This window comes from Aeromonas sp. QDB23 (genome assembly GCF_027707745.1).
Lineage (GTDB): Bacteria > Pseudomonadota > Gammaproteobacteria > Enterobacterales > Aeromonadaceae > Aeromonas > Aeromonas allosaccharophila.
In genome coordinates, this window is sequence record NZ_JAPCJA010000046.1 from 13,924 (window position 1) to 34,853 (window position 20,930).

Annotated in this window: 20 protein-coding genes; 5 read left to right on the forward strand and 15 right to left on the reverse strand. The window is 58.2% G+C overall.

Features of this window, described 5'->3' with window-relative positions; genetic code table 11:
• Positions 1 to 126 precede the first annotated feature (126 nt).
• The 4 genes from PG888_RS17270 to PG888_RS17285 all read right to left on the reverse strand — a co-directional run bounded on the left by PG888_RS17270 (position 127) and on the right by PG888_RS17285 (position 2,474).
• A complete protein-coding gene (locus PG888_RS17270) occupies positions 127 to 537 on the reverse strand; it encodes a GNAT family N-acetyltransferase (RefSeq protein WP_182937604.1) in 411 nt (136 codons plus the stop codon).
• A 114-nt stretch (positions 538 to 651) separates the two neighbouring features.
• Positions 652 to 1,092 carry an acetyltransferase gene (locus tag PG888_RS17275; protein WP_270693913.1) on the reverse strand — a complete coding sequence of 147 codons (441 nt, stop codon included), beginning with the start codon at positions 1,090 to 1,092 and terminating at the stop codon, positions 652 to 654.
• A 52-nt stretch (positions 1,093 to 1,144) separates the two neighbouring features.
• Positions 1,145 to 1,477 (reverse strand): YnfA family protein, encoded by a 333-nt coding sequence (locus tag PG888_RS17280; RefSeq protein ID WP_042063251.1) that lies wholly within the window; start codon positions 1,475 to 1,477, stop codon positions 1,145 to 1,147.
• A 151-nt stretch (positions 1,478 to 1,628) separates the two neighbouring features.
• Positions 1,629 to 2,474 (reverse strand): DUF5718 family protein, encoded by an 846-nt coding sequence (locus tag PG888_RS17285; RefSeq protein ID WP_182937606.1) that lies wholly within the window; start codon positions 2,472 to 2,474, stop codon positions 1,629 to 1,631.
• Positions 2,475 to 2,812: 338 nt separating this feature from the next.
• Here PG888_RS17285 and PG888_RS17290 point away from each other — a divergent pair, with 338 nt between their 5' ends.
• Positions 2,813 to 3,205 (forward strand): NUDIX hydrolase, encoded by a 393-nt coding sequence (locus PG888_RS17290; RefSeq protein ID WP_182937607.1) that lies wholly within the window; start codon positions 2,813 to 2,815, stop codon positions 3,203 to 3,205.
• A 74-nt stretch (positions 3,206 to 3,279) separates the two neighbouring features.
• Here PG888_RS17290 and pdxY read toward each other — a convergent pair whose 3' ends face one another.
• The 3 genes from pdxY to PG888_RS17305 form a co-directional block, all read right to left on the reverse strand.
• Positions 3,280 to 4,143 (reverse strand): pyridoxal kinase PdxY, encoded by an 864-nt coding sequence (gene pdxY, locus PG888_RS17295; RefSeq protein ID WP_270693910.1) that lies wholly within the window; start codon positions 4,141 to 4,143, stop codon positions 3,280 to 3,282.
• Positions 4,144 to 4,317: 174 nt separating this feature from the next.
• On the reverse strand, positions 4,318 to 5,094 hold the full coding sequence (locus tag PG888_RS17300) for a DUF429 domain-containing protein (RefSeq protein WP_270693909.1): 777 nt from the start codon (positions 5,092 to 5,094) through the stop codon (positions 4,318 to 4,320).
• A gap of 83 nt (positions 5,095 to 5,177) precedes the next feature.
• The gene (locus PG888_RS17305; RefSeq protein WP_270693908.1) at positions 5,178 to 5,747 is read right to left on the reverse strand and encodes a VC2662 family protein; all 570 of its coding nucleotides are present in this window, start codon (positions 5,745 to 5,747) and stop codon (positions 5,178 to 5,180) included.
• A gap of 260 nt (positions 5,748 to 6,007) precedes the next feature.
• Here PG888_RS17305 and ybcJ point away from each other — a divergent pair, with 260 nt between their 5' ends.
• Positions 6,008 to 6,241: a ribosome-associated protein YbcJ gene (ybcJ, locus tag PG888_RS17310; protein WP_270693906.1), complete on the forward strand. Its 234-nt coding sequence runs from the start codon at positions 6,008 to 6,010 to the stop codon at positions 6,239 to 6,241.
• A gap of 33 nt (positions 6,242 to 6,274) precedes the next feature.
• Here ybcJ and PG888_RS17315 read toward each other — a convergent pair whose 3' ends face one another.
• The 4 genes from PG888_RS17315 to PG888_RS17330 all read right to left on the reverse strand — a co-directional run bounded on the left by PG888_RS17315 (position 6,275) and on the right by PG888_RS17330 (position 13,367).
• Positions 6,275 to 6,748 carry a DUF4442 domain-containing protein gene (locus tag PG888_RS17315; protein ID WP_270693905.1) on the reverse strand — a complete coding sequence of 158 codons (474 nt, stop codon included), beginning with the start codon at positions 6,746 to 6,748 and terminating at the stop codon, positions 6,275 to 6,277.
• 162 nt (positions 6,749 to 6,910) lie between these two features.
• Positions 6,911 to 8,662, reverse strand: coding sequence for an ABC transporter transmembrane domain-containing protein (locus PG888_RS17320; RefSeq protein WP_270693902.1), 1,752 nt, complete (start codon positions 8,660 to 8,662; stop codon positions 6,911 to 6,913).
• Positions 8,659 to 10,395, reverse strand: a complete 1,737-nt coding sequence (locus PG888_RS17325) for an ABC transporter transmembrane domain-containing protein (protein ID WP_270693901.1) — start codon at positions 10,393 to 10,395, stop codon at positions 8,659 to 8,661. Before PG888_RS17325 ends, PG888_RS17320 begins: the two co-directional genes overlap by 4 nt.
• Before the next feature lie 167 nt (positions 10,396 to 10,562).
• Positions 10,563 to 13,367 carry a hybrid sensor histidine kinase/response regulator gene (locus tag PG888_RS17330; RefSeq protein WP_182970911.1) on the reverse strand — a complete coding sequence of 935 codons (2,805 nt, stop codon included), beginning with the start codon at positions 13,365 to 13,367 and terminating at the stop codon, positions 10,563 to 10,565.
• Positions 13,368 to 13,555: 188 nt separating this feature from the next.
• Between PG888_RS17330 and trxC the strand changes: the two genes are divergently transcribed.
• Both trxC and PG888_RS17340 read left to right on the forward strand, forming a co-directional pair.
• On the forward strand, positions 13,556 to 13,990 hold the full coding sequence (trxC, locus tag PG888_RS17335; RefSeq protein WP_182970910.1) for a thioredoxin TrxC: 435 nt from the start codon (positions 13,556 to 13,558) through the stop codon (positions 13,988 to 13,990).
• Positions 13,991 to 14,151: 161 nt separating this feature from the next.
• Positions 14,152 to 15,534, forward strand: a complete 1,383-nt coding sequence (locus PG888_RS17340; RefSeq protein ID WP_270693897.1) for an SLC13 family permease — start codon at positions 14,152 to 14,154, stop codon at positions 15,532 to 15,534.
• Between the two features lie 66 nt (positions 15,535 to 15,600).
• On the opposite strand, the gene PG888_RS17345 is transcribed toward PG888_RS17340, so the two are convergent.
• Positions 15,601 to 18,075 carry a glycogen/starch/alpha-glucan phosphorylase gene (locus PG888_RS17345; protein ID WP_075112373.1) on the reverse strand — a complete coding sequence of 825 codons (2,475 nt, stop codon included), beginning with the start codon at positions 18,073 to 18,075 and terminating at the stop codon, positions 15,601 to 15,603.
• Between the two features lie 375 nt (positions 18,076 to 18,450).
• A complete protein-coding gene (locus tag PG888_RS17350) occupies positions 18,451 to 18,648 on the reverse strand; it encodes a DUF4250 domain-containing protein (protein ID WP_182970909.1) in 198 nt (65 codons plus the stop codon).
• A 229-nt stretch (positions 18,649 to 18,877) separates the two neighbouring features.
• Between PG888_RS17350 and PG888_RS17355 the strand changes: the two genes are divergently transcribed.
• Complete coding sequence (locus tag PG888_RS17355; RefSeq protein WP_182970908.1) at positions 18,878 to 19,363, forward strand: cell division inhibitor; 486 nt, start codon at positions 18,878 to 18,880, stop codon at positions 19,361 to 19,363.
• 171 nt (positions 19,364 to 19,534) lie between these two features.
• On the opposite strand, the gene PG888_RS17360 is transcribed toward PG888_RS17355, so the two are convergent.
• Together PG888_RS17360 and PG888_RS17365 are read right to left on the reverse strand one after the other, a co-directional pair.
• The gene (locus PG888_RS17360; RefSeq protein ID WP_182937618.1) at positions 19,535 to 20,452 is read right to left on the reverse strand and encodes a DMT family transporter; all 918 of its coding nucleotides are present in this window, start codon (positions 20,450 to 20,452) and stop codon (positions 19,535 to 19,537) included.
• A 164-nt stretch (positions 20,453 to 20,616) separates the two neighbouring features.
• The gene (locus tag PG888_RS17365) at positions 20,617 to 20,823 is read right to left on the reverse strand and encodes a DUF1107 domain-containing protein (protein WP_005336998.1); all 207 of its coding nucleotides are present in this window, start codon (positions 20,821 to 20,823) and stop codon (positions 20,617 to 20,619) included.
• Positions 20,824 to 20,930: the final 107 nt, after the last annotated feature.

Here is a 20,930-nt window from a genome sequence, read left to right on the forward strand (position 1 = left end):
ATCTCGTCTGTAAAAAACGGGAGGCCTTACGACCTCCCGTTTTTTCTAATTCACCCGCACCCAGTATCACACATCCGGGCATACGCTATTTTCCTGCGGCCGTTTGATCACGAATCCCCGCTCGATTCAGGCCTTGAATCCCAGCTTCTCGTAAAGCCGATGGGCAGCCTCGCGCCCCTCCCCCGATAGCAGCATCACCTTGTAGCACCTCTGCTCCCAGGCGAGGGCCAACGCCTTCTCCAACACCCGCTGACTCAAACCACGACGGCGAAACCGCTTGGCGGTGATCACGTGCTCTATGATGCCAAATGGCCGCCCCTCGTTGGTCAGCGTCGGAACGATCCCCAGCTGACAGGTCGCCGCCAGCTGACCATCCACCTCGGCAACAATAAGCCGAATGCGGGGATCGTTCAGCAGTGACTCAAGGGTCGCGATAGCCATGTCGGCTGCCAGCGGAGGATCATCGGGTCGCAGCTCCCCGTAGAGCACCAGCAACCCGGCCAAGTCAGTCACTCTGCACGTTCTGATCATCTCCATCCCTTCTCTCCATCCAGACCGACGATATCCACACGGTGTCAGCACAGACACGAACGAGGACATTCACGGCTATTCCCCGCTCGTTATATGGATCCTGCAACTCAACAGGAGCGATCAGCTCGGTGCCAGCACCATATGCAGCAGCGGATAGGGCTTGCCCTGACCATCCAGCGGCGAGCGACCCGTCACGGTGAATCCCATCTTCAGATAGAAGCCCACCGCCTGTTCGTTCTGCTCGTTGACGTCAACCAGCGTCGCACCGCACTGGCCGATGGCATGTTCCACCAGCTGGCGGCCGACGCCGTAGCCCCGCGCCTCGGGGGCCACAAACAGCATCTCCAGCTTGTCCTCGAGCACGCCGCTAAAACCCGCAATGAGCCCCTCTTCTGTGCGGGCACAGTGCAGTGTCACCGCATCGAAGTAGTGCTCCAGAATAAGGGGTCTGAGAGCCAGGATCTCGGCCTCTGGCAGGAAGTGGTGGGTTGCCTGCACCGAGGCCTCCCATAGCTCAATGAGGGTTTGATAATCTTCCTCGTTTGCGTGTGCAATCCGCATGGTTGTTTATCCACTTTTTAAAATGACTAACCTTCAGCGTTGTTCGCATTCGTTACCCATGACGAGGAGCGAACATGATTATGGCCATTCCAATCAGCGCAATGAACGAACCAACAAGATCCCACATACTCGGCCGAATACCATCCACTAACCAAAGCCAGAAGATGGCGACGAAGATATACACACCGCCATATGCCGCATAGACACGCCCTGCAGCGGTAGGATGCAACGATAGTAGCCAGGCAAACAGCATGAGACTCAATCCTGCGGGGATCAGTAACCAGATGCTGCGACCCTGAGTCAACCAGAGATATGGCAAATAACAGCCAAGGATCTCGAAAAAAGCCGTAATCAGAAACAAGGCTATCGTTTTTAACTCAAGCATGAGCGGCCTGTGCCCCCTGAAAAATGGGGAATACTAAAGCAAGCCACTGGATAACGTAAACCAAGCGCTCTATTTGACCGTCCATTCAAGCAAACCTTCAGCAACAAACCTGAGCAGTCTGCCCAGCTGGAGCAGGGCAGACTGTGGTTGATTAGCGTGCCAGCACCGCCTGCAGCAGCACCGACATATCAGCGCCAAAGTTGCGGCTGCGGATCGCTTCGCGGATATCCGCTTCGCTATAACGGCTGCCCGGGTAGACCACCACGCAGGAAGTGTCGCCCGGTTTGAGGAAGTGGGTCTCGCCAAACGGGGTATAGCGGGTGGCACCGATACTTATCAGCGCATGGGGAGGATGTCCCGCCTGCGCCAGCAGCCCTTGAATATGCTCCGCTGGTCCCTCGTCCTGCTGATGGTTGAACTTGTCGATGGCCCAGTCGAGCAGCTGACCGTGGAAGTAGCTGTAATCGATGGCTGCGCTGTCTACCCCGTAGGCGTGCAGCTCACCATCGCGCTCCAGATAGCAGGCGATGCGATAGTCATCAAGCTCGCAACCGGCGGCAAAACCGGAGAGCGGCAGCAAGTTAGCCGCCAACCCCTTGCTCTCTTCACCCCAGTTCTTCTTCTCGCTGATCTTCTTGGCGTTGGGACGACGGATAGAGCAGTCGTTATAGGCGCCAAAGGTACGGGGATGAATCGCCACCACCTGCTTGCCGGCATACTCCAGCTCGCACCAGAGCGCCACTTCCGGCTCGATCTGCACCTTCTCGTCACCGCTGACCGCCGCCTCCGGCAAGAAGATCGCCTTGTCGCTCAACGGGAACACCCCGAGCTGGCCCGGGTGACCCGGCACGAAGAAGGGGAACAGCGCCTTGGGCGCGGTGGTGTCGCGCACCACGACCGCCACGAAGTCCGACGCTTCGCCCGCCTGCTCCAGATGACCGGCGAAATTGCCCGCCACCCCGAGTCCGATAAACTTGCTCTCTGCTGTCACTTGCATCTTGCTCACCTGCATCTTGCCCACGCAAGGTAGCAGGCTCGTCGCCCACTACCGCTAAAGTGGCAAGATTAAACCACAAGGGCCCCGCCTTAGCCCAGTCCGGCCCTGCCGTGGTGTGCGCCAGTCCGCTTTTTTAGGGATGAGGCGGCTGTGGCGAGACAGTCCTTGCGCACTCTTTCTGCTAAGCGCTCACCGCGCTGGAAACAGTGCGTTTCCGGTCTCTCCCCTCTTTCCCCTTGGGACTCAACTTCATCTTTGTTAGGCTGCCTGCATGCAACACAGCAGCGCGCTTGAGTGCGCCCCGGCTCATCACGGCAACCCCATCGGAGAGAAAACGGATGATCGACAAACTCGCCTGGCTCACCTTTAAAGATCAGCAACTGCTCTGCGCCCGCTCCCACGGCAAGGCGATCTACTACATCCCCGGCGGCAAGCGGGAACCGGGCGAGAGCGATGAGGCGGCGCTGATCCGCGAGATTGAGGAGGAGCTGGCCGTCATCTTGCAGCCTGATACCCTGCGCTTTGCCTGCGAGTTCAGCGCCCAAGCAGATGGTAAGCCAGCTGGGGTCGAGGTGCGACTGCGCTGCTACACCGGCGACGCGAGCGGCCCCCCGGTCGCCTCGGCCGAAATTGCCGAGCTGCGCTGGCTCGACAGCAGTCACCTCGATGAACTCTCCCCCGTCTCCCGCCTGCTGTTTGCCTGGCTGGTTGAGCAGGGGCTTATTCGCTAATCTCATAACCGGGAGCGATACAAACAAAAGAGGTGAGCCAATGGCTCACCTCTTTGCATCACAAGTTGCACAACTCAGGGCAGTTGCACCACTCGCGCCTGAACTTCCGGCAAAGCGAAGGCATCTTGCGCGGCGATGAGTTGCAGTTCGTAAGCCTGTTGGCGCCAGGTCTCTTGTAGCACCGCATCCACCGAGGCGTTGGTGCGTTCGAACGCGCTCACCGCATCGTGGCCTGCCAGCAGATTGGCCAGCATCAGGGCACTGATAAGATCGCCCACACCTACCGGCTGACGGGCAAAGTCGTAGAGCGGACGGGCAATCAGGTAATCCCCTTGCGGGGTCGCCAGCAGCATCTCGAAACGGCTGGCGTCCTGCGCCGCACGACCCAGATGCTTGACCAGCACCAGCTTGACGCCGCGGGCCAGCAGCTGATGGGCAGCGGCGCGGGTTTGATCCAAATCCGCCAGATGGGTATCACAGAGGGTCTCCAGCTCCAGCAGGTTGGGGGCCATCATATCGGCCACCGGCAGCGCCTGCTCGGTCAGGAAACGGGTGACGCCGGGGGCGACGATACACCCCTTCTCAGGATGACCCATCACGGGATCGCAGAAGTAGATAGCATCGGGGTTGGCCGCTTTGACGGCGTTGACCACGGTCAGGATCTCGTCACCCTGCTCGGCGGAGCCGAGGTAACCGCTCAACACGGCGTCACAGCCGCTCAACGCCTCGATATTGCCCAATCCTTTCACCAACGCGCTGATATGACCCGCTGGCATCGCCATCCCCTGCCACCCTTGGGCATATTGGGTATGGTTGGAAAACTGCACCGTGTTGATGGGCCATACATCCATACCAAGGCGGCGCATGGGGAAGACAGCCGCGCTGTTGCCGGCACAACCAAAGACCACGTGGGACTGAATAGAGAGAACGGATTTCATCGGGAATACCACAGCAAAGGATCAGCAAGGTGGGCAATATATCGGATGAAGATAACGATGCGCCACCTTGGCGCAGGATGAACAGGCAATTTCCTGACTAAAGACAGGTTTTTTGCGCCATTTCGCCAGCGTCGACAGGGTGAGCGGCGCCATGATGCGCCGCGTTCCCGTCCATCAGATCCCGTTACGTTCAACAGCATGACGGGCAAAGTGATAGACCCATCCCTCATCACGGGGCATGTCACTGGGTGGCTGAACCAGCTCGGGCAACACGGTCACCTTGCCACCTGCGGCATATTGCAGCGCCATCAGGGCGCAGAGCGCCGCATCGTAGCGATCGGTGCCGATCAGCACATTCTCGGGCAGCAAGGCCGCCAGCTCGGGTCTGGCAGGGGATGCCTTGCCGCCCATTTTGGCCAATGCCGGATAGACCTCCAGCACGGCGCGGCTGGCCTGCTCCTGCCCCTTGGGCACCAGTTGCAGATCAGAGAGTTGCGGCAGCATGGAAAGCGCCAGGGTGGCGTTGTTGCCGAGCCGGTCGAAGGTGGCTGAGAGCGGCTTCTTGCCATACTGCTGATATAGCCAGCGCTCGCAGTCGCGATAGGCATAGGGGTTATCTATCTCCCGCTCGGGAGCGGCGCAGCTGTGTGGCTGGCCATTGAGCAGATCGCGCAAGGCGCGGGGGAAAGCGAGCGGCGCATCGATACCGAGCGCCAGTTGCGGGCAGGCTTCTACCTGCATCAGGGTCAGCTCGTTTTGCAGGGCCGGACGCAACAGGGCAGCCAGATCCGGCGCCACCCGCGAGCTCAGGCGAAACAGCGGCGACACCCCGAGCCAGTGCAGGCGGTTGGAACCGGCCTGCCAGCCCACCACAGCCACCGCCTGGGCACTACCCTGCCAGCCACGCACATCCCAGCCGATCCCGATTGCACTCATCTGCCCTGCCGTCATCAATTACCTCTGTTCGCCTGTCACAAGTTGCAAGGGGGACAGGGTAATCAGCAGAGGCCCTTAACGCAAAGCGAACCGCCCACTCAGAACGATTTCTGGAAGTTCACCAGTGGCAGAATGGGGAAAACGCCGTTGGCAGCGTAGTTGGCCAGCCCGATCTGCAAGCCATCGAGGTGCTTGGTTGCATTGATAAAGCCAATCTGGAAGGTGGTACGCTCGGCATAGTTGACGAAGCCGAAGTTGGCCAGCGCATTGCCCTTGGCGATATTGACCGCCCCCCAGTTAAGCCCCTGCACATTGTTGGTCAGGTTGACCAGCCCGAGATTGACGCCGGTATCCTGCCCTTCGTGCCAGTTGATGGCGTTGATGGCGACCCCGCCAAACTGGTGGCGCACCCGACCGGCACCGAGAAAGATCCCGAGCTGCAGGCCGCTGAACTGATCCACATCGGAGAGGGCGAAGATCGGCAGATCAATACCCTTCACCTGACCGGTCCAACCGTAGAGCAGCGAGGCGCGCGCCCCTTCCACCTGATGGGACGCGGGCAGGTTGACCCCGGGCAGAGAGACCTGCACCGGGGTACTGGCCTGCGCAACACCGCACAGAGTAAGGGCGCTGCACAGGGTAACCAGCAGCAGGCGTGAGAGTGTCATGGGAAGTTCCTTGGGCCATTGAGAGTAACCCGATCCTAACAGTCAGGGGAGTGTGTGGGCACACCGGCGGGGACGAGGTGCGTCACGATACGTCACGGGTGGCCCTCTCACCTGCATGTCAGGTCTTTTAAATGCGCCAACTCAAGGGCAATCGGCCACTTTTTCGCAGCGAGTGCCCCCTCTTCCTTTCTTTGCCTGAGCGAACTGCCTAAAATAGTCGCCCTGCTGTATCCGGCATTCATCCATCTAGAGGATTTCCCATGGAGACGTTTCTGCTCGAAGGTCACCCCTTCGTTGCCTTGTGTGACCTTATCAAACATCAGGGGTGGGCCGATTGTGGCGGCGCCGCCAAAGCCCTCGTTGCCGAAGGGCTGGTCGAGGTGGACAGTCAGGTCGAGACCCGCAAGCGCTGCAAGATCGTGGCCGAACAGGTGGTCAACTTCAACGGCATGAAGGTCGTGGTGAAAGAGGGCGTCAGCCCGGAGATTGGCTAAACCCGTCTTGGGGAGCCACTCTCCGGCAACCCGCTAGCTGGCCTTGATCGACAGGGTCAGCACAAAACGCGCCATCGCCTCATCCCCGTTCAATGACGGACAAGTGGCCACCACCCGGATGGGGCGATTGATGCGCCGACCGCTGGCCAGCGATTCATCGATCATGGCGTCAATCTCCTCCCCCGCGGCGCAGTCGAACTGCACATCCCCCTCCGGTCGTTTCAAAAACTCCCCCTGCACATCCTTGAAGGCGAAGTGCACCTTCTTGCAGCGCTGCCGCCCCTTCTCCATCACCAGTAGACCACCTACCAGATCGGCGCCGGTCGCCAGCGCGCCAAAATACATGCTGCCCAGATGGTTGCGGGTACGCCAGCCAAGGGGAATGCGAATGCGCAGCGCCTTGGCGTTCATCTCTTCGATGATCGGGGCACAAAACCCGATGACGGGAATGTAGCGCCAGGCAAACAGCCGGAGCGCCAGATTGGCTTTGAAGCGTTGCAAATCCATATGCGAACTGATCCGATGAGTTAATATAAACAACATGTTGCCTGCATCTGTGGCATTCGACAAGCACAGGGATCACGGTTACGACCTTTTGCCCGTCGTAAAAAAAGAGGGTACCGCACCGGTTACCTCTTTTCGTTCATCTCGCTGTTACAGCAAATGTGCTCAGGCGCGCTTCTCTTCGAGCCAGGCTCCCTGACTCTGCATCTCGAACAGCTGGGCATAGTGACCGCCGAGGGCCATCAGCTCGCTGTGGCTGCCCCGCTCGCTCACCTGACCGCGGGAGAGCAGCAGGATCTCGTCCGCATCGACGATGGTCGAGAGGCGGTGGGCGATGGCGATGGTAGTGCGACCACGACGCGCAGCTGAAATAGCCTGCGACAGCGCAAGCTCGGTCTGGGAGTCCACGCTCGCCGTCGCTTCATCCAGAATGAGGATACGCGGATCTCCCACCAGTGCACGGGCAAAGGAGAGCAGTTGCCGCTGACCGGCGGAGAGGTTCTTGCCACCCTCCTCCATCAGGGTGTTGATCCCCTGTGGTAAGCTGCGCACAAACTCGGCCAGCTGCACCTCGCTCAGCGCCTGCCAGAGTCGCGCGTCATCTATGCCGGCGCGGCCGAGACGCAGGTTCTCCGCCAAGGTGCCGACGAAGATAAAAGGATCCTGCTGCACCAGCCCGATGCTGCGGCGCACCGCCGCCAGCGACAGGGTATCCAGTGCGTGATCATCGAAGCGGATCTGCCCCTGATCCAGCGGATAGAAGCCCATCAGCAAGCTGATGATTGTGGACTTGCCGCTGCCGGTATGGCCCACCAGCGCCAGCATCTGGCCCGGTTTTGCGGCAAAACTGACCTCCCGCAGCACCTGCTGCTCACCATCGTAGGAGAAGCTCACCCGCTCGAAACTGACCCGCCCTTCCAGCGGGATCATCTCGCCATCGGTGCTCTCGCGGGTTTCATCGAGCAGGGCAAAGACCCGCTCCCCCGCCACCATCGCCTGCTGCAGCTGGTTGAGCTGGTTGGTCATCTCGATGAGCGGCTCGATCATCCGCCCCAGATAGCTGATAAAGGCGTAGAGCACCCCTACCTGAATAGCACCCGCGTGGCTCACCCCCTCGTGGGCGAACAGCGCCAACAGACCAATCAGCACCATCATGTAGAAGAGATCGATGAGCGGACGCAGCAAAATGCCGTTGATCTTGAGGCTCTTGACCCGTGCCGACCAGTGCTGCTGGTTCACCTCGGCAAAGGCGTTGGCAAAGTGGCGCTCCTGTACCATCGCCTGGATCACCGGCATCCCCTGCAGCGACTCGTTGAGGCGGCTGTTGATGTCGGAGAGCAGGCTGCGGGTCGATCGCACCACCGGCACGCTCAGTTTCTGGTAGAGCCACATCACCCCACCCACCGCGGGCAGCAACAGGGAGCAGACCAGCATCAGCCGCAGATCCAGCAGCGCCATGGAGATGAGGATGCCGCACAGCAGCACCACTTTTTGCACCAGCAAGCCGATCACCTGCACATAGAGGTTCATGATCGCCTCGGTGTCGTTGGTGATGCGGGAGATCAGCGAGCCGGAGCGATGCTTGTCAAAGTAACGGGCCGGCAAGCGAATGGCGGTGGCAAATACCTGCTCGCGCAAGGTCTGCACCACCGCCTGGGCAATGCGGTTAAAGCGCAGGGATTGCAAATAGAAGCCCGCCGCCGAGAGCACCTGCAAGCCCAGATAGCCCGCCGCAATCAGGGCAATGTTCGGCAGCACGATATTGCGTGGCGCCAGATAGTCATCGATAAAAAGCTTGATCAGCAGCGGTCCGGCCACTTCGGCGCCGGTGGCGAGCAGCAGGCAAATCCCCGCCTGAATCAGCCAGCGAGGATAGCGGGCGCAGTAGGCGAGCAGTCGTTTAATGGTCGGATTCACAGGCTCTCCTCCACGGCTTCTTCGAGACGCTGGTAACGCACCATATCTGCATACCATCCATTGTGCGCCATCAGGGCACCGTGATGACCCCGCTCGCTGACGGCCCCCTGCTCCAGCACCAGGATCTCGTCGGCCTGCTCCACCGCGGTCATGCGATGACTGACCAGGATCAGGGTGCGACGATGGGTCTTGAGGGCGTGCAGAATTTGCTGCTCGGTGTGGGCATCCACCGCCGAGAGCGCATCATCGAGCACCAGAATGGGCGCCTCCAGCAGCAGGGCACGGGCAATGGCCAGCCGCTGTTTCTGGCCGCCTGATAGGGTCACCCCCTTCTCCCCCACCTCGGTCTCATACCCCTTGGGGAAACGCACGATATCATCGTGGACACAGGCAATGCGTGCCACCCACTCGACCTCCTCGCGGCTCGCATCGGGTTTGCCGAGGGCGATATTGGCGGCGATGGTGGTAGAAAACAGGAATGGCTCCTGCGGCACATAGGCGAACTGGCTGCGCAGAGTACCGAGCGGCAGCTGCTCAATCGGTACGCCCCCCATGGCAATCGAACCCTCCGTTGGATTGGCGAGGCGCATCAACAGCTTGAGCAGGGAGCTCTTGCCTGCCCCGGTGCGTCCCACCACCCCGAGCATCCCCCCTTGCTTTAGGGTAACGTCGATATCCGCAAGCAGGGTGCGCTGCTCAAGTCGATAGCTCACCCCTTTGATCTGCAGCGGAAACGCAGAGGTAAACGCCGCTGGCTGGGCGGGCTCTTCGATATCGCTGCGCTCCCCAAGCAGGCTCTCGATACGGGAGTAGGCGGCGCTACCCCGCTCGATGATGTTGAACAGCCAGGCGATGGCAAACATCGGCCAGATCAGCTGACCGAGGTACATGGTGAAGCTGGTAAGCTCACCCAGGGTCAGCTCATCGCGCAGCACCAGCACGCTGCCCCCCGCCACCGCGAGGAAGTAGGAGCAACCGATGCAGAGATAGATGACCGGATCGAACTTGGCATCGATGCGGGCCACCGCCATATTGCGCTCCCCTGCCTGTCTGGTCAGCTCGGCAAAGCCCTCATCTTCCAGCGATTCGACCGCATAGGATTTCAGCACCCGCACACCGGAAAGGGCCTCCTGGGTCTTGTTGTTGAGCCTGGAGAAGGCCCCTTGCGCCGCCTTGAACTGGGTGTAGATCTGGGTGCCGAAGCGGTTCATGAAATAGGCCATCACCGGCAGCGGCAACAGCGAAACCAGCGTCAATTGCCAGGAGTACTGGCTGCACATGATGGAGAGCACCAATACCCCGACCATGATGGAGTCCACCAGCGTCAGCACCCCTTCGCCAGCGGTCATCTCCACCGCCTGAATGTCGTTGGTGGCATGGGCCATCAGATCGCCGGTACGGTGACGCTGATAAAAATCTGGGCTCATTCGGGTGAAATGGCTGAACAGCCGATTGCGCAGGACATACGCCAGCCGGTAGGAGGCACCAAACAGCATCACCCGCCAGACGTAGCGCAGCAGATAGATGAGCACGCCGAGCCCGAACAGCCCCGCCAGATAGCGCATCAGGGTGCCATTGTCGAGACCGCCCTGGGCGATGCCATCCACCACCCAGCCCACCACTTTGGGCGGAATAACGGTCAACAGGGCCACCATCAGCAGCAGCGCGATGGCGGCCAGATAGCGGGGCCACTGCTCCTTGAAAAACCAGCTCAATCGTAGAAATACGCTCACACCACCAACCTTTAGCGCTGTCTGCCCGTGACCGCTCCCAGGAGCAGCCATCAAACAGATCAAGCAGAATATAGAAGAATGAAAACAATCGCCTCCGGCTGGAGGCGATTCGAACGAAAGCTCATCATATCCCGAACAGGAATGGTTGAGAATAATTACTATTTAATTCACTGTGACATGCGATCATCCCCTAACGAATAGGGATTATACGAGTTTTCATGCTGCTCACCGGTCAGCAAGAAGTGTGACACCTCTTCCCGGGTCTGGCTGAAGACCTGCTGCAACTGCTCCAGATCCGTCTCGCTCAGCACCTCGTTTTGCCGCAGGCGCCACTCCAGCTCACCAGCCACCAGCTGCAGGCGGGCCGCCGAGATATTGGCCGATACCCCCTTGAGGGTGTGCAGCAGCTTGCTGGCCACCTCGGGTTGCTGGCGGCGCAGGGCTGAGCGGATCTCCCACAGATCGTCCTTGTGCTCCGACATGAACAGCTTGAACAGGATCTGCAGCGCCTCCTTGTCCTGCTCCAGCCGCTTGAGGGCATCCTGCAGATCGAGGATCCCCATCATATCCGGCGGTTTCACCTCCATGATCCCCGCCTGCTCAACCCCTTGCGGCTTCACCCATTGCAGCAGGTTGTTGTAGAGATCCAGCTTGCTCACCGGCTTGGTCACATAGCCATTCATCCCCACCCCCAGACAGCGATCCTTGTCGCCGGGCATGGCGCTGGCGGTGAGGGCAATGATGGGCACATCGTGCTTGTCGACCATTTTGCGGATCTGGCGGGTAGCATCGAGCCCGTCCAGCACCGGCATCTGCAAATCCATCAGGATCACGTCAAAAGGCTGCTCGGCGACCCGCTCCACCGCCTCCCGACCATTACTGACCACGCACACCACCGCATCGACCCGCCGCAGATACTCGATGATCAGCTGCTGATTGACCCGGTTGTCTTCGGCCAACAGCACTCGGGTACCCTGCAGCAGGGATTTGAAGTGTTGCTGATCCCCCTGCGCCTCGGCCTTGCGCAGGTTGAGTTCATAGGAGCTGCCGTTGAGCAGCTCATCCACCTTGGCCAACAGCGCGTTCTCGGTCATCGGCTTGGGCAGAAAGTGGGTCAGCCCCATGCTGTCCATCCGGGCGTGCAACCCCTCTCTGGCCCAGGCGCTGATCATCAGGATAGGGATCCGCCGCCACTGGCTGTGCTGATACATCTCCAGCGCCAGATCGAGCCCATCCTCCTGACCCATGCGCCAGTCGAGGATCGCCAGCCGCAAATTTGGCCCCTCTTCACGGAGCTGCTGACGGGCACGAGACAGGGAGTTGACCGGCAGCACCCGCACGCCCGCGCGAGTCAGGATGTCCCGGGCCAGATCCAGCACCAGCTCGTTATCATCCATCACCATCACCAACGGCTGGTTTTCGAAGAAGACCTTCCGACCTGCCACGCCGTAGACCGCCTGCGCCATCGGGATATCGAACTGGAACAGGGAACCCACACCGGGCTTGCTCTGGACAATGATCCTCCCCCCCATCAGTTCGACCAGCCGTTGGGAGATATTGAGACCCAGACCCGAGCCGCCATATTTGCGGGTATTACCCGCCTCCAGTTGGGTAAACGCCTGAAACAGCTGACTCTGCTTCTCTTCGGCAATGCCGATGCCGGTATCGCGCACACTGAAGCGGATCCGCATTGGATGGGGATTGGCCAGCTCGATGGAAACTTCAACTTCACCGCGCTCGGTAAACTTGATGGCGTTGTTCACCAGATTGACCAGCACCTGCCCCAGCCGCAGGGGATCCCCGCGCAAGAAGACCGGCACCTCAGGCGACTTGCGAATGATCACCTCCACATGTTTGCGCTCCGCCAGATCGGCAAACATCCCCGCCAGCGAATCGAGCTGCTCGCTGAGATCGAAGTCGATCTCCTCCAGGGTCAGCTTGCCGGACTCCACCTTGGTCAAATCGAGGATGTCGTTGATCAGCAGCAACAAGGTATCGGATGAGGATTTGATCTTGCCCAGATAGTCCCGTTGTTGCTGATCCAGTTCGGTCTGCAGCGCCAGCGAGCTAAAGCCGATGATGGCGTTCATGGGGGTGCGGATCTCGTGGCTCATGTTGGCCAGAAAATCGCTCTTGGCCTGGGCCAGCAAGCCGGTCTGGCGCGACAATTCACTCAGCTTCTGATTGCGGCGCCACAGTGTGAAGGCCACCAGCGCGAAGCAGATCAAGGCCCCGCACAGCGCCATCAAATAGAAGCGGTTCATCAGCGAGGAGGCGCGCTCCAGCTTGTCGATTTTCCAGCGCACCAGACTCTCGATCACATGCATGTCGATCAGCTGGTAACGCAAGGCGTGATAGGCGACCACCTGTTGGCTCATGTCCTTGCTCAGGCGGATCAGGGTAGCGATTTCCGGCAGGTGGCCGTAACGGGATACCATCTGTTGCTGCAACTGGGCCAGCGTAGTCTGCTCACGTTTGTCCCAACTGCGCTGCAGATAGTTGCTCAGCTGCGCCAGCTCCTCGACATCGCGATGCAGCGCACTGTCTGACGGGCTGAGCTCGCGCACCTTTTTAATCTGGGCCTGCAGGGGCGCATTGATATACTCGATGGCCATCTCCATGGCATGGAGGCTGGCCAGCGCCATCAGATAGGTATCCATATCCTCAAGCAGCGCCTGAGACAACTCGTCTTGCGCCAGCTCGGGATCACTGCGTACCTTGCGCACAAAACCGTCAAGGGTGATGGATAACTGGTTCAGACGCTGCTGGACATTGCTGTCATTGGCCTGCTCTCGCCCAAGCAGATAGACGGTATCGGCGTTGATCCGGTTCAGCACCACCTCGGCCGCTTCGTTCAGGTCGTGGGCCTGTTGCTGCTGACTGAGCGACTGCCAGCAGTAGCCCGAAAAGGCAAGCAGCAGGGCAACGATCAGCCCCGGCACAGCACGGTTTTTCCGTGATCCTTTTTTCATCCCGTCTCGACTCTCATCTGGTGGTCGCTGAATTATCCGGTTGGGCAATGAACCTTGGGGGGAATTATCCACTCCCGCCGGTCACTGTGTTACCGTTATTGCTCTGATATTTCGCTGTTGTTTCGCTATTGCGTCATTCTGGCCCCTCATCATATCTCCGGCCAGCGCAGATCGAGAAGGAACCAATTATGTCATTTGTCACTACTTATTGTAGCCACTGCTTTACCAGGAACCGCCTGCCCATTACCCATATCGATACATCCGCCAAGTGCGGGCACTGCAAGGCCCCCCTGTTCAGCCAGACCCCTTGCCTCGGGAAGGCGGATAACTTCGATACCCTGATCAACTCCGATATCCCGGTCGTGGTCGATTTCTGGGCCAGCTGGTGCGGCCCCTGCCAGCAGTTTGCCCCGGTATTTCATGATGTTGCCCATGAGCTCGAACCAAGAATGCGCTTTATCAAAGTCGATACCGAGCAGCAAAGCGCCATTGCCGCCCGTTACGCCATTCGCAGCATCCCCACCTTGATGGTCTTCAAACAGGGCAAACTGGTGAACCAGATAAATGGCTCCTTGCCCAAGAGCATGTTCAAGCAGTGGCTGGAGCAGTTCATGGATGTTTGATTTATATTTCAGACATGTTTTATTTATGTGTTCATTTCCTCATTTTTATCAATGCTTGTGTGAGTCGAGGCTGATTTTCAACATGTGAGCCTGTTTCAAACAAGTGAATGGATGTAATCTCGGCAACACAAAAACAACCATAAATTAACCGAGAGAACATTATGCACACATCGGCTGTACCCTCTGCTCCATCTCGCTGGCTGGACATCAAATCAGGGATCGTCATCCTGGATGTCCTGCTACTTTGTGCCATGCTCGCCTGGCTCCCGTTTGATCCCATGGTCAACAAGGGGCTGGGCATTCTGGTCTTTATCGCCATTCTCTGGCTGACCGAAGCACTGCACGTCACCATCACTGCCCTGCTGGTGCCCCTGCTGGCCACCGTGCTCGGGGTGTTTGACATGAGCAAATCCCTCACCGACTTCGCCAACCCGATCCTGTTCCTCTTTTTCGGCGGTTTCGCCCTCGCGGCCGCCCTTTCTAAACAGGGACTGGATACCCTGATGGCAGGCAAGGTGATGCACCTGGCCAATGGCCATCTGGGTTGGGGCATCATCCTGCTCTTTACCATCACAGCCGCCATGTCAATGTGGATCAGCAACACCGCCACTACTGCCATGATGCTGCCACTGGCGATCGGTATGCTGGCTCGCCTCGATAGCAAAAAAGATCGCACTACCTTCGAGTTCGTACTGCTGGGGATCGCCTATAGCGCCAGCATCGGCGGCATCGGTACCCTGGTGGGCAGCCCACCCAACGCCATCGCGGCCGCCCAGATGGGGATCGGTTTCACCGACTGGATGAAGTTCGGTATTCCGGTGGTGCTGATCCTGATGCCCTGCGGCATTGCCCTGCTCTATCTGGTGACCCGGCCACAGCTCAACCACCGCGTCGAGATCCAGGATGTCACCATCAACTGGACCCGCGAACGTAAAGTGACGCTGGCAATCTTCCTGACCACCGTTGTGCTGTGGATCGGCTCGCAGCCTATCTCCAACGCCTTTGGCGGTATCCCGCAACTCGACACTCTGATTGCCATGGGCGCCATCGTGGCCATCGTGGTCAGCCGCGTTGCCAGTTGGGATGATGTCAACCAGAACACCGACTGGGGCGTGTTGATGCTGTTTGGCGGCGGTTTGACCCTGAGCGCCATTCTCAAGGCCACCGGTACCAGCGCCTTCCTGGCCAGCCATCTGTCGGCCGTACTCTCCCACGCCAATATCTTCGTGATCCTGTTGATGCTGGCAGCATTCGTGGTGTTTTTGACCGAGCTGGTCTCCAACACCGCCACCGCAGCCCTGCTGATCCCGCTGTTCGCCGGTGTGGCAGAGGCGCTGGGTGTCTCCCCCATCGTGATGGCGGTGTTGATTGCGATCGGTGCCTCCTGCGCCTTTATGCTGCCGGTCGCCACCCCACCCAATGCCATCGTCTTTGCCAGCGGCCACATCCGCCAGAAGGAGATGATGAAAGCCGGTATGGCCCTCAACGTGGTCTTCACCGTGTTGCTCGCCCTGCTGGCCTACTTCGTTGGCGATATCCTCTGATCCACCTCCCCCCGATAAACAAAAACCCCCGCATGTTTGCGGGGGTTTTTTCATTTCTGCATCTTATTAGCCGATGTTGCAGGGCTTCAGCGCCCAGATCCGATCCACATAGTCCTGAATGGAGCGGTCGGAGTTGAACTTGCCCATGGTGGCCGAGTTGATGATAGCCTTCTTCGCCCACAGCGCCGGATCCCGATACCAGGTATCGATCAGCTTGTGTGCATCCGAGTAGGACTGGAAGTCCGCCAGGGTCAGGTAAGGGTCTCCCCCTTCCAGCAAGGAGCGCTTGATAGAGGCCAGCTCACCCGGACGACCCGGCGTGAAGTAGTCAGTATCAAACCAGTCCAGCACGGCTTTGAGCTCGGAGTTGGCATAGTAGAAGTCATACGGGTTGTAACCGCGCGCCTTCAGCGACTTCACCTCGTCCACGTTCAGACCGAAGATGGCACAGTTTTCGGCACCCGCCTCTTCAGCGATCTCGATGTTGGCGCCGTCCAGCGTACCGATGGTGATTGCACCGTTGAGCGCCATCTTCATGTTGCCGGTACCTGATGCTTCGTAACCTGCAGTGGAGATCTGCTCGGAGACATCTGCCGCCGGGATCAGCTTCTCGGCCAGGCTCACGCGGTAGTTCGGCATGAACACCACTTTCAGCTTGCCCTGGATGCGGGCGTCGTTATTGACCCGATCCGCCAGCTTGTTGATGGCGTAGATGATGTCTTTGGCCAGCTTGTAACCGGGCGCCGCTTTGGAACCGAAGATGAACACACGCGGGTGCATGTCATAATCCGGATTGGCCAGCAGACGACGATAGAGCGCCATGATGTGAATGAGGTTCAGCTGCTGACGCTTGTACTCGTGCAGACGCTTGATCTGAACGTCAAAGATCGCCTCGGCACTGACATCGATACCGGTTTCGTCCTTGATGACCTTGACCAGCTTCTCTTTGTTGTGACGCTTGATGGTCATGAACTGCTGCTGGAACGCCTTGTCGTCGGCAAACTTGGTGACGGCGCGCAGCTTGTCGAGCTGCAACGGCCACTCCTTGCCCACCACTTCGTTATAGAGCTCGGCCAACTCGGGGTTGCAGGCCAGCAGCCAGCGACGCGGAGTCACCCCGTTGGTCACGTTGCACATTTTTTCCGGCCACAGCTCGGCATACTCGGGGAAGAGATCTTCTTTCACCAGCTTGGAGTGGATTTCGGCCACACCATTCACTTTGGACGAACCGATCACGCACAGGTTGCCCATGCGCACCTTGCGCACATCTCCCTCTTCGATGATGGAGAGCTTGGCCTTGATGGCGTCGTTACCCGGCCACTTGGGCTCGACCAGCTCGCTCAGGAAACGGGCGTTGATCTCGTAAATCACTTCCAGATGGCGAGGCAACACCTTCTCGAACAGACTGACCGACCACTTCTCCAGCGCTTCCGGCAGCAGGGTGTGGTTGGTGTAGGAGAATACGTGATAGCAGATGGCCCAGGCGGCATCCCAGTTCAGATCTTCCTCGTCCACCAGCACCCGCATCAATTCGGGGATGGCGACAGTCGGGTGAGTATCGTTGAGCTGAATGGCAATTTGCGCGGCAAAGTTGCTGAAATCGGCACCATGGACCCGCTTGTAGCGGCGCATGATGTCCTTGATGGAGCAAGCACAGAAGAAGTACTGCTGGATCAGGCGCAGTTCTTTACCTGCATCGGTCTCATCGTTCGGATAGAGCACCTTGGAGATGGTCTCGGCCTGGGCTTTTTCAGCCTGGGAGTCGATGTAACCACCGGCGTTGAACACGTCCCAATCGAAAAACTCGGAGGCACGGGATTCCCACAGACGCAGGATGTTGACGGTGTGACCGCCAAAACCGACCACCGGAATATCCCAAGGCACCCCTTTGATCTTGCGACCGGCGTGCCACACCTTCTTCAGGCCGCCATTGTCACCAAACACGGTCTCGACGTAACCATAGAGCGGCACTTCTTGCACCGACTCGGGACGGCAGATCTCCCAGGGGTTGCCATATTCACGCCAGGAGTCCGGGCGCTCGATCTGGCGGCCATCCTGGATCTCCTGACGGAACAGACCGTGTTCGTAATGGATACCGTAGCCAACCGCCGGATAGTTCAGGGTGGCCAGCGAGTCGATAAAGCAGGCAGCCAGACGACCCAGGCCGCCGTTGCCGAGTGCCATGTCGGGCTCTTGTTCGCACAGATCGGTCAGTTCCAGACCGAGTTCGCCCAGTGCCTCTTCGCAAGTCTTGTAGAGGGAAAGGTTGTGCAGGTTGTTGGAGGTCAATCGTCCCATCAGGAATTCAGCAGAGAGATAGTGAATCGCACGAGTATCTTTCTTGAAGTGAGTCTGCTGAGTGCGGGTCAGGCGCTCGTACACCTGTTCATTGACGGCCGCCGCAGTGGCTTTCCACCACGCTTCGGGAGAGGCTTTCTGTTCGCTTGTTCCCAAGGTAGAACGCAGGTGACGCACGATACTCGCCTTGAGCTGATCTTTATCCAGTTGGAGATCCTGGTCTGTCTTCTTCTTGGTAGCCATAAACCATATTCCTTCGTTACAAATAAAATTGTTATCCCGCTTGCGGGACCGGCGCTGTTGTTATCTCAAAATATGTACCGGCGTGAGAATACTAACTAAAGCGGCAGAATTAAAAGTTAACGCAAGTCACACTTTAACCGATAAAAACAGCCTGAAAAGCTTGAAAACCCTTTCCTTTAACTGATTACAGAAAAACAAAAATTCCCTTTTTTATCAGCACGTTAATGGATAAATAAAAATAATATGACATGAATAGGTTTTCAGAGATTGCCAAGCCTTGAAAATCCCTGAAAATAGGCAGCAAGACGGCGCATTGAAACCGGTTTCAATGCGCCTGAAAAATTACCGTATAAATATGAAGCAATCATTGCACCCTCAGCGATGTGCCTTGAACTGATTGCTCAATGGATCGTAATGGTACCCAATCTGATCCAGACGCCCTGCCAACTGCTCTTCACTCATATCGTAATAGGCCAGCAACTCCTCCAGCCCGTCACACTCAAGCCTTAGCTTCTCATTGATGACGCCCAACAAGATGTTGGCATCCAGACGCTGCAAGGTACTGATATCCATGGCGGCACCTCCTTTAAATGACCTGTATAACCATGGGCGGTTACACAAGGTTTGTCCATAGTACGAAAAACACCCAGCCAGTTTTATATTAAATAACGTTTAAAAACATGATGTTATTAATGGCTCATGCCAACACCATCACATTTTTCAGCAAAAACACCTTGTCACTGCCTCAGGATAGAACTACTGTATGCGCATACAGCTTGGATATTCATACAGGAAACCGTATATGAACCAGCCCCTGCACTCACTGCCCTTTGCGATGAATCGTGCCATGAGCAACCCCTGGCCAACCAGAACCGCCTGCAAGGCAGAGTCGGCTCATTATGGTGTGACTATCCAGGCTGAGGATCAGTTTCTCAGCGAGCTGAGCAAGTTAGGTGACTCTCATACCGGCTGGATCTTGTTGATCGCCCCGCCGGGACGCCCCACAGCAAGCCACCTGGAAGAGCGAGGCATCGATCCCAACAGAGTGCTGGTAGTGCACAGCCCCAAAATCAAGAACTGGCAGCAAACCCTGGAACGCAGCCTGGGCAATGGTCACTGCGCCGCTGTGTTTACCTGGCTACCCGAGCAGATCGAGCTGGATCACGTCAAGCTGCAGCGTCTGGGGCAACAATCCGGTGTACTGACCCGCTTCTTTGGCGCGAAACGCGCTAACCCCAGCACGCCGCTGCTGGCCTATGCAGAGCAGGATATCTATCTCAATCACTAAGTTAAAATTTGGCCCATTGTTGGACATGGCTGCAACGACAAAGCCATTGCCATCATTACTCAGTAAAATCCCTGAAAAAACAAACAACATGAAAAAGCGCCTGCATTGCTGCAGGCGCTTTTTCATTGGCGACCAGCGGGCCATTGGGCCAACTTACGCGTTCGCGCAAGCTTACTCTTCGGGACAGGGCGCCATCGTCACCCGGCGGCGACCTACCACCACCGGACGCACCAGCAGCTGTGCCAGCAAGACACCCAGCAGAGTCAGACCGCCCCCGATCAGGTGATAGCTGGTCAGCCGCTCGCCCAGCAGGGTGATGGCAAGGCCAGCCGTCATCACCGGCAACAGGTTCATAAAGATGGCGGTACGGTTGGCGCCGAGCAGGGTGATCCCCTGCATCCAGAGCCAGGGACAGAGTGCCGACGCGGGGATCCCCGCATAAAAGATCAGCCAGAGCGCCCGCCCCTCGGGCAGCTGACCATCCACCAGCAGAAAAAAGGGGGTCAGGATCACCACGCTGCAGAGCACCTGACCGTAGAGCAGCGACCAGTTGTCGAGCCCCAGATCCCACTTCTTGAGCAGCACGCTGTAGAGGGCATAAGTGCCCGCCGAGAGCAGCATGTAGACCGAGCCGATATGAATACCCTGGGTAAACAGCCGGGTCGGATCCCCCTGCCCCAGCAAGATAGACAAGCCAAAGATGGAGAGCAGCGCCCCCAGCACGGCACCCCAGGTGGGCCGCTCGCGCAGCAGCCAGATGCTGAGCAACACCGTCAACAGTGGCGTCAGCCCCATCATCAACCCCATCTCGGTGGCCCCCATGGTTTGCGCCGCGTAGTAACCAAAAGTCTGGTTGAGCACCATGCCCAGCAGCGCCAGCATGGCGATCTGCCAAAGACCAGCACGAAGACGAGCGCGTACACGCCATACCCGACGGACCAGAAACGGGCTTAATACCAACGCTGCCACCACCCAACGTGACCAGGCCAAGGCCGCGGGGGACAACACGCCGACCGCCAGTTTGCTGACGATGCCATTGCCAGCCCAGATGGCAATGCAGGAGAAGGGAAACAGAAAGGCAAGGGGCATGAGACGATCCAGACCGAAGAGACAACAGCGAGCCAGTATAGGGGGCGACGGGAGATAAACAAAGGTGCGGAGCTGGCCGTGCATCGCGCGAAAGCCCGTGGCCAGAAACAAATATGCCCGCAAAAGTGCGGGCATATCAGTGCAGAAACACGTTCAGAAGCGCATCACGCGGCATCCATGTGCAGTCTGGAGATCAGCTCGTTGACCTCGGTGACTGTCTGGCGGTGGGGAATATCCGCCGGATTCGGCATCAGCAACAAACCGGATTGGAAATCAAACCGCCCCCGACCATGGATGTAAATCCGACCTTTAAAGAAGGTTTTGACATGCTTTGCCACCATCAGTGGCAGGTACTTCTTGAACACTCTCATCGTTTGCAACCTCTTGCAGTTGTATCCGTATGACAGCAGCTTCTGCGAATTAATTCCGTAAAATATTTATAAAAATCCGGAAAACTCGCCCATCTCTTCCCAAAAAA

Coding starts and splice junctions, on each gene's coding strand:
- PG888_RS17275 (WP_270693913.1), bottom strand. CDS start 1,092: ATGCGGATTGCACACGCAAACGAGGAAGATTATCAAACCCTCATTGAG.
- PG888_RS17300 (WP_270693909.1), bottom strand. CDS start 5,094: ATGACGGCAGGGCAGATGAGTGCAATCGGGATCGGCTGGGATGTGCGT.
- trxC (WP_182970910.1), top strand. CDS start 13,556: ATGTCATTTGTCACTACTTATTGTAGCCACTGCTTTACCAGGAACCGC.
- PG888_RS17285 (WP_182937606.1), bottom strand. CDS start 2,474: ATGCAAGTGACAGCAGAGAGCAAGTTTATCGGACTCGGGGTGGCGGGC.
- PG888_RS17340 (WP_270693897.1), top strand. CDS start 14,152: ATGCACACATCGGCTGTACCCTCTGCTCCATCTCGCTGGCTGGACATC.
- PG888_RS17330 (WP_182970911.1), bottom strand. CDS start 13,367: ATGAAAAAAGGATCACGGAAAAACCGTGCTGTGCCGGGGCTGATCGTT.
- PG888_RS17270 (WP_182937604.1), bottom strand. CDS start 537: ATGGAGATGATCAGAACGTGCAGAGTGACTGACTTGGCCGGGTTGCTG.
- PG888_RS17315 (WP_270693905.1), bottom strand. CDS start 6,748: ATGGATTTGCAACGCTTCAAAGCCAATCTGGCGCTCCGGCTGTTTGCC.
- PG888_RS17350 (WP_182970909.1), bottom strand. CDS start 18,648: ATGGATATCAGTACCTTGCAGCGTCTGGATGCCAACATCTTGTTGGGC.
- PG888_RS17290 (WP_182937607.1), top strand. CDS start 2,813: ATGATCGACAAACTCGCCTGGCTCACCTTTAAAGATCAGCAACTGCTC.
- PG888_RS17345 (WP_075112373.1), bottom strand. CDS start 18,075: ATGGCTACCAAGAAGAAGACAGACCAGGATCTCCAACTGGATAAAGAT.
- PG888_RS17355 (WP_182970908.1), top strand. CDS start 18,878: ATGAACCAGCCCCTGCACTCACTGCCCTTTGCGATGAATCGTGCCATG.
- PG888_RS17280 (WP_042063251.1), bottom strand. CDS start 1,477: ATGCTTGAGTTAAAAACGATAGCCTTGTTTCTGATTACGGCTTTTTTC.
- PG888_RS17360 (WP_182937618.1), bottom strand. CDS start 20,452: ATGCCCCTTGCCTTTCTGTTTCCCTTCTCCTGCATTGCCATCTGGGCT.
- PG888_RS17305 (WP_270693908.1), bottom strand. CDS start 5,747: ATGACACTCTCACGCCTGCTGCTGGTTACCCTGTGCAGCGCCCTTACT.
- PG888_RS17365 (WP_005336998.1), bottom strand. CDS start 20,823: ATGAGAGTGTTCAAGAAGTACCTGCCACTGATGGTGGCAAAGCATGTC.
- pdxY (WP_270693910.1), bottom strand. CDS start 4,143: ATGAAATCCGTTCTCTCTATTCAGTCCCACGTGGTCTTTGGTTGTGCC.
- ybcJ (WP_270693906.1), top strand. CDS start 6,008: ATGGAGACGTTTCTGCTCGAAGGTCACCCCTTCGTTGCCTTGTGTGAC.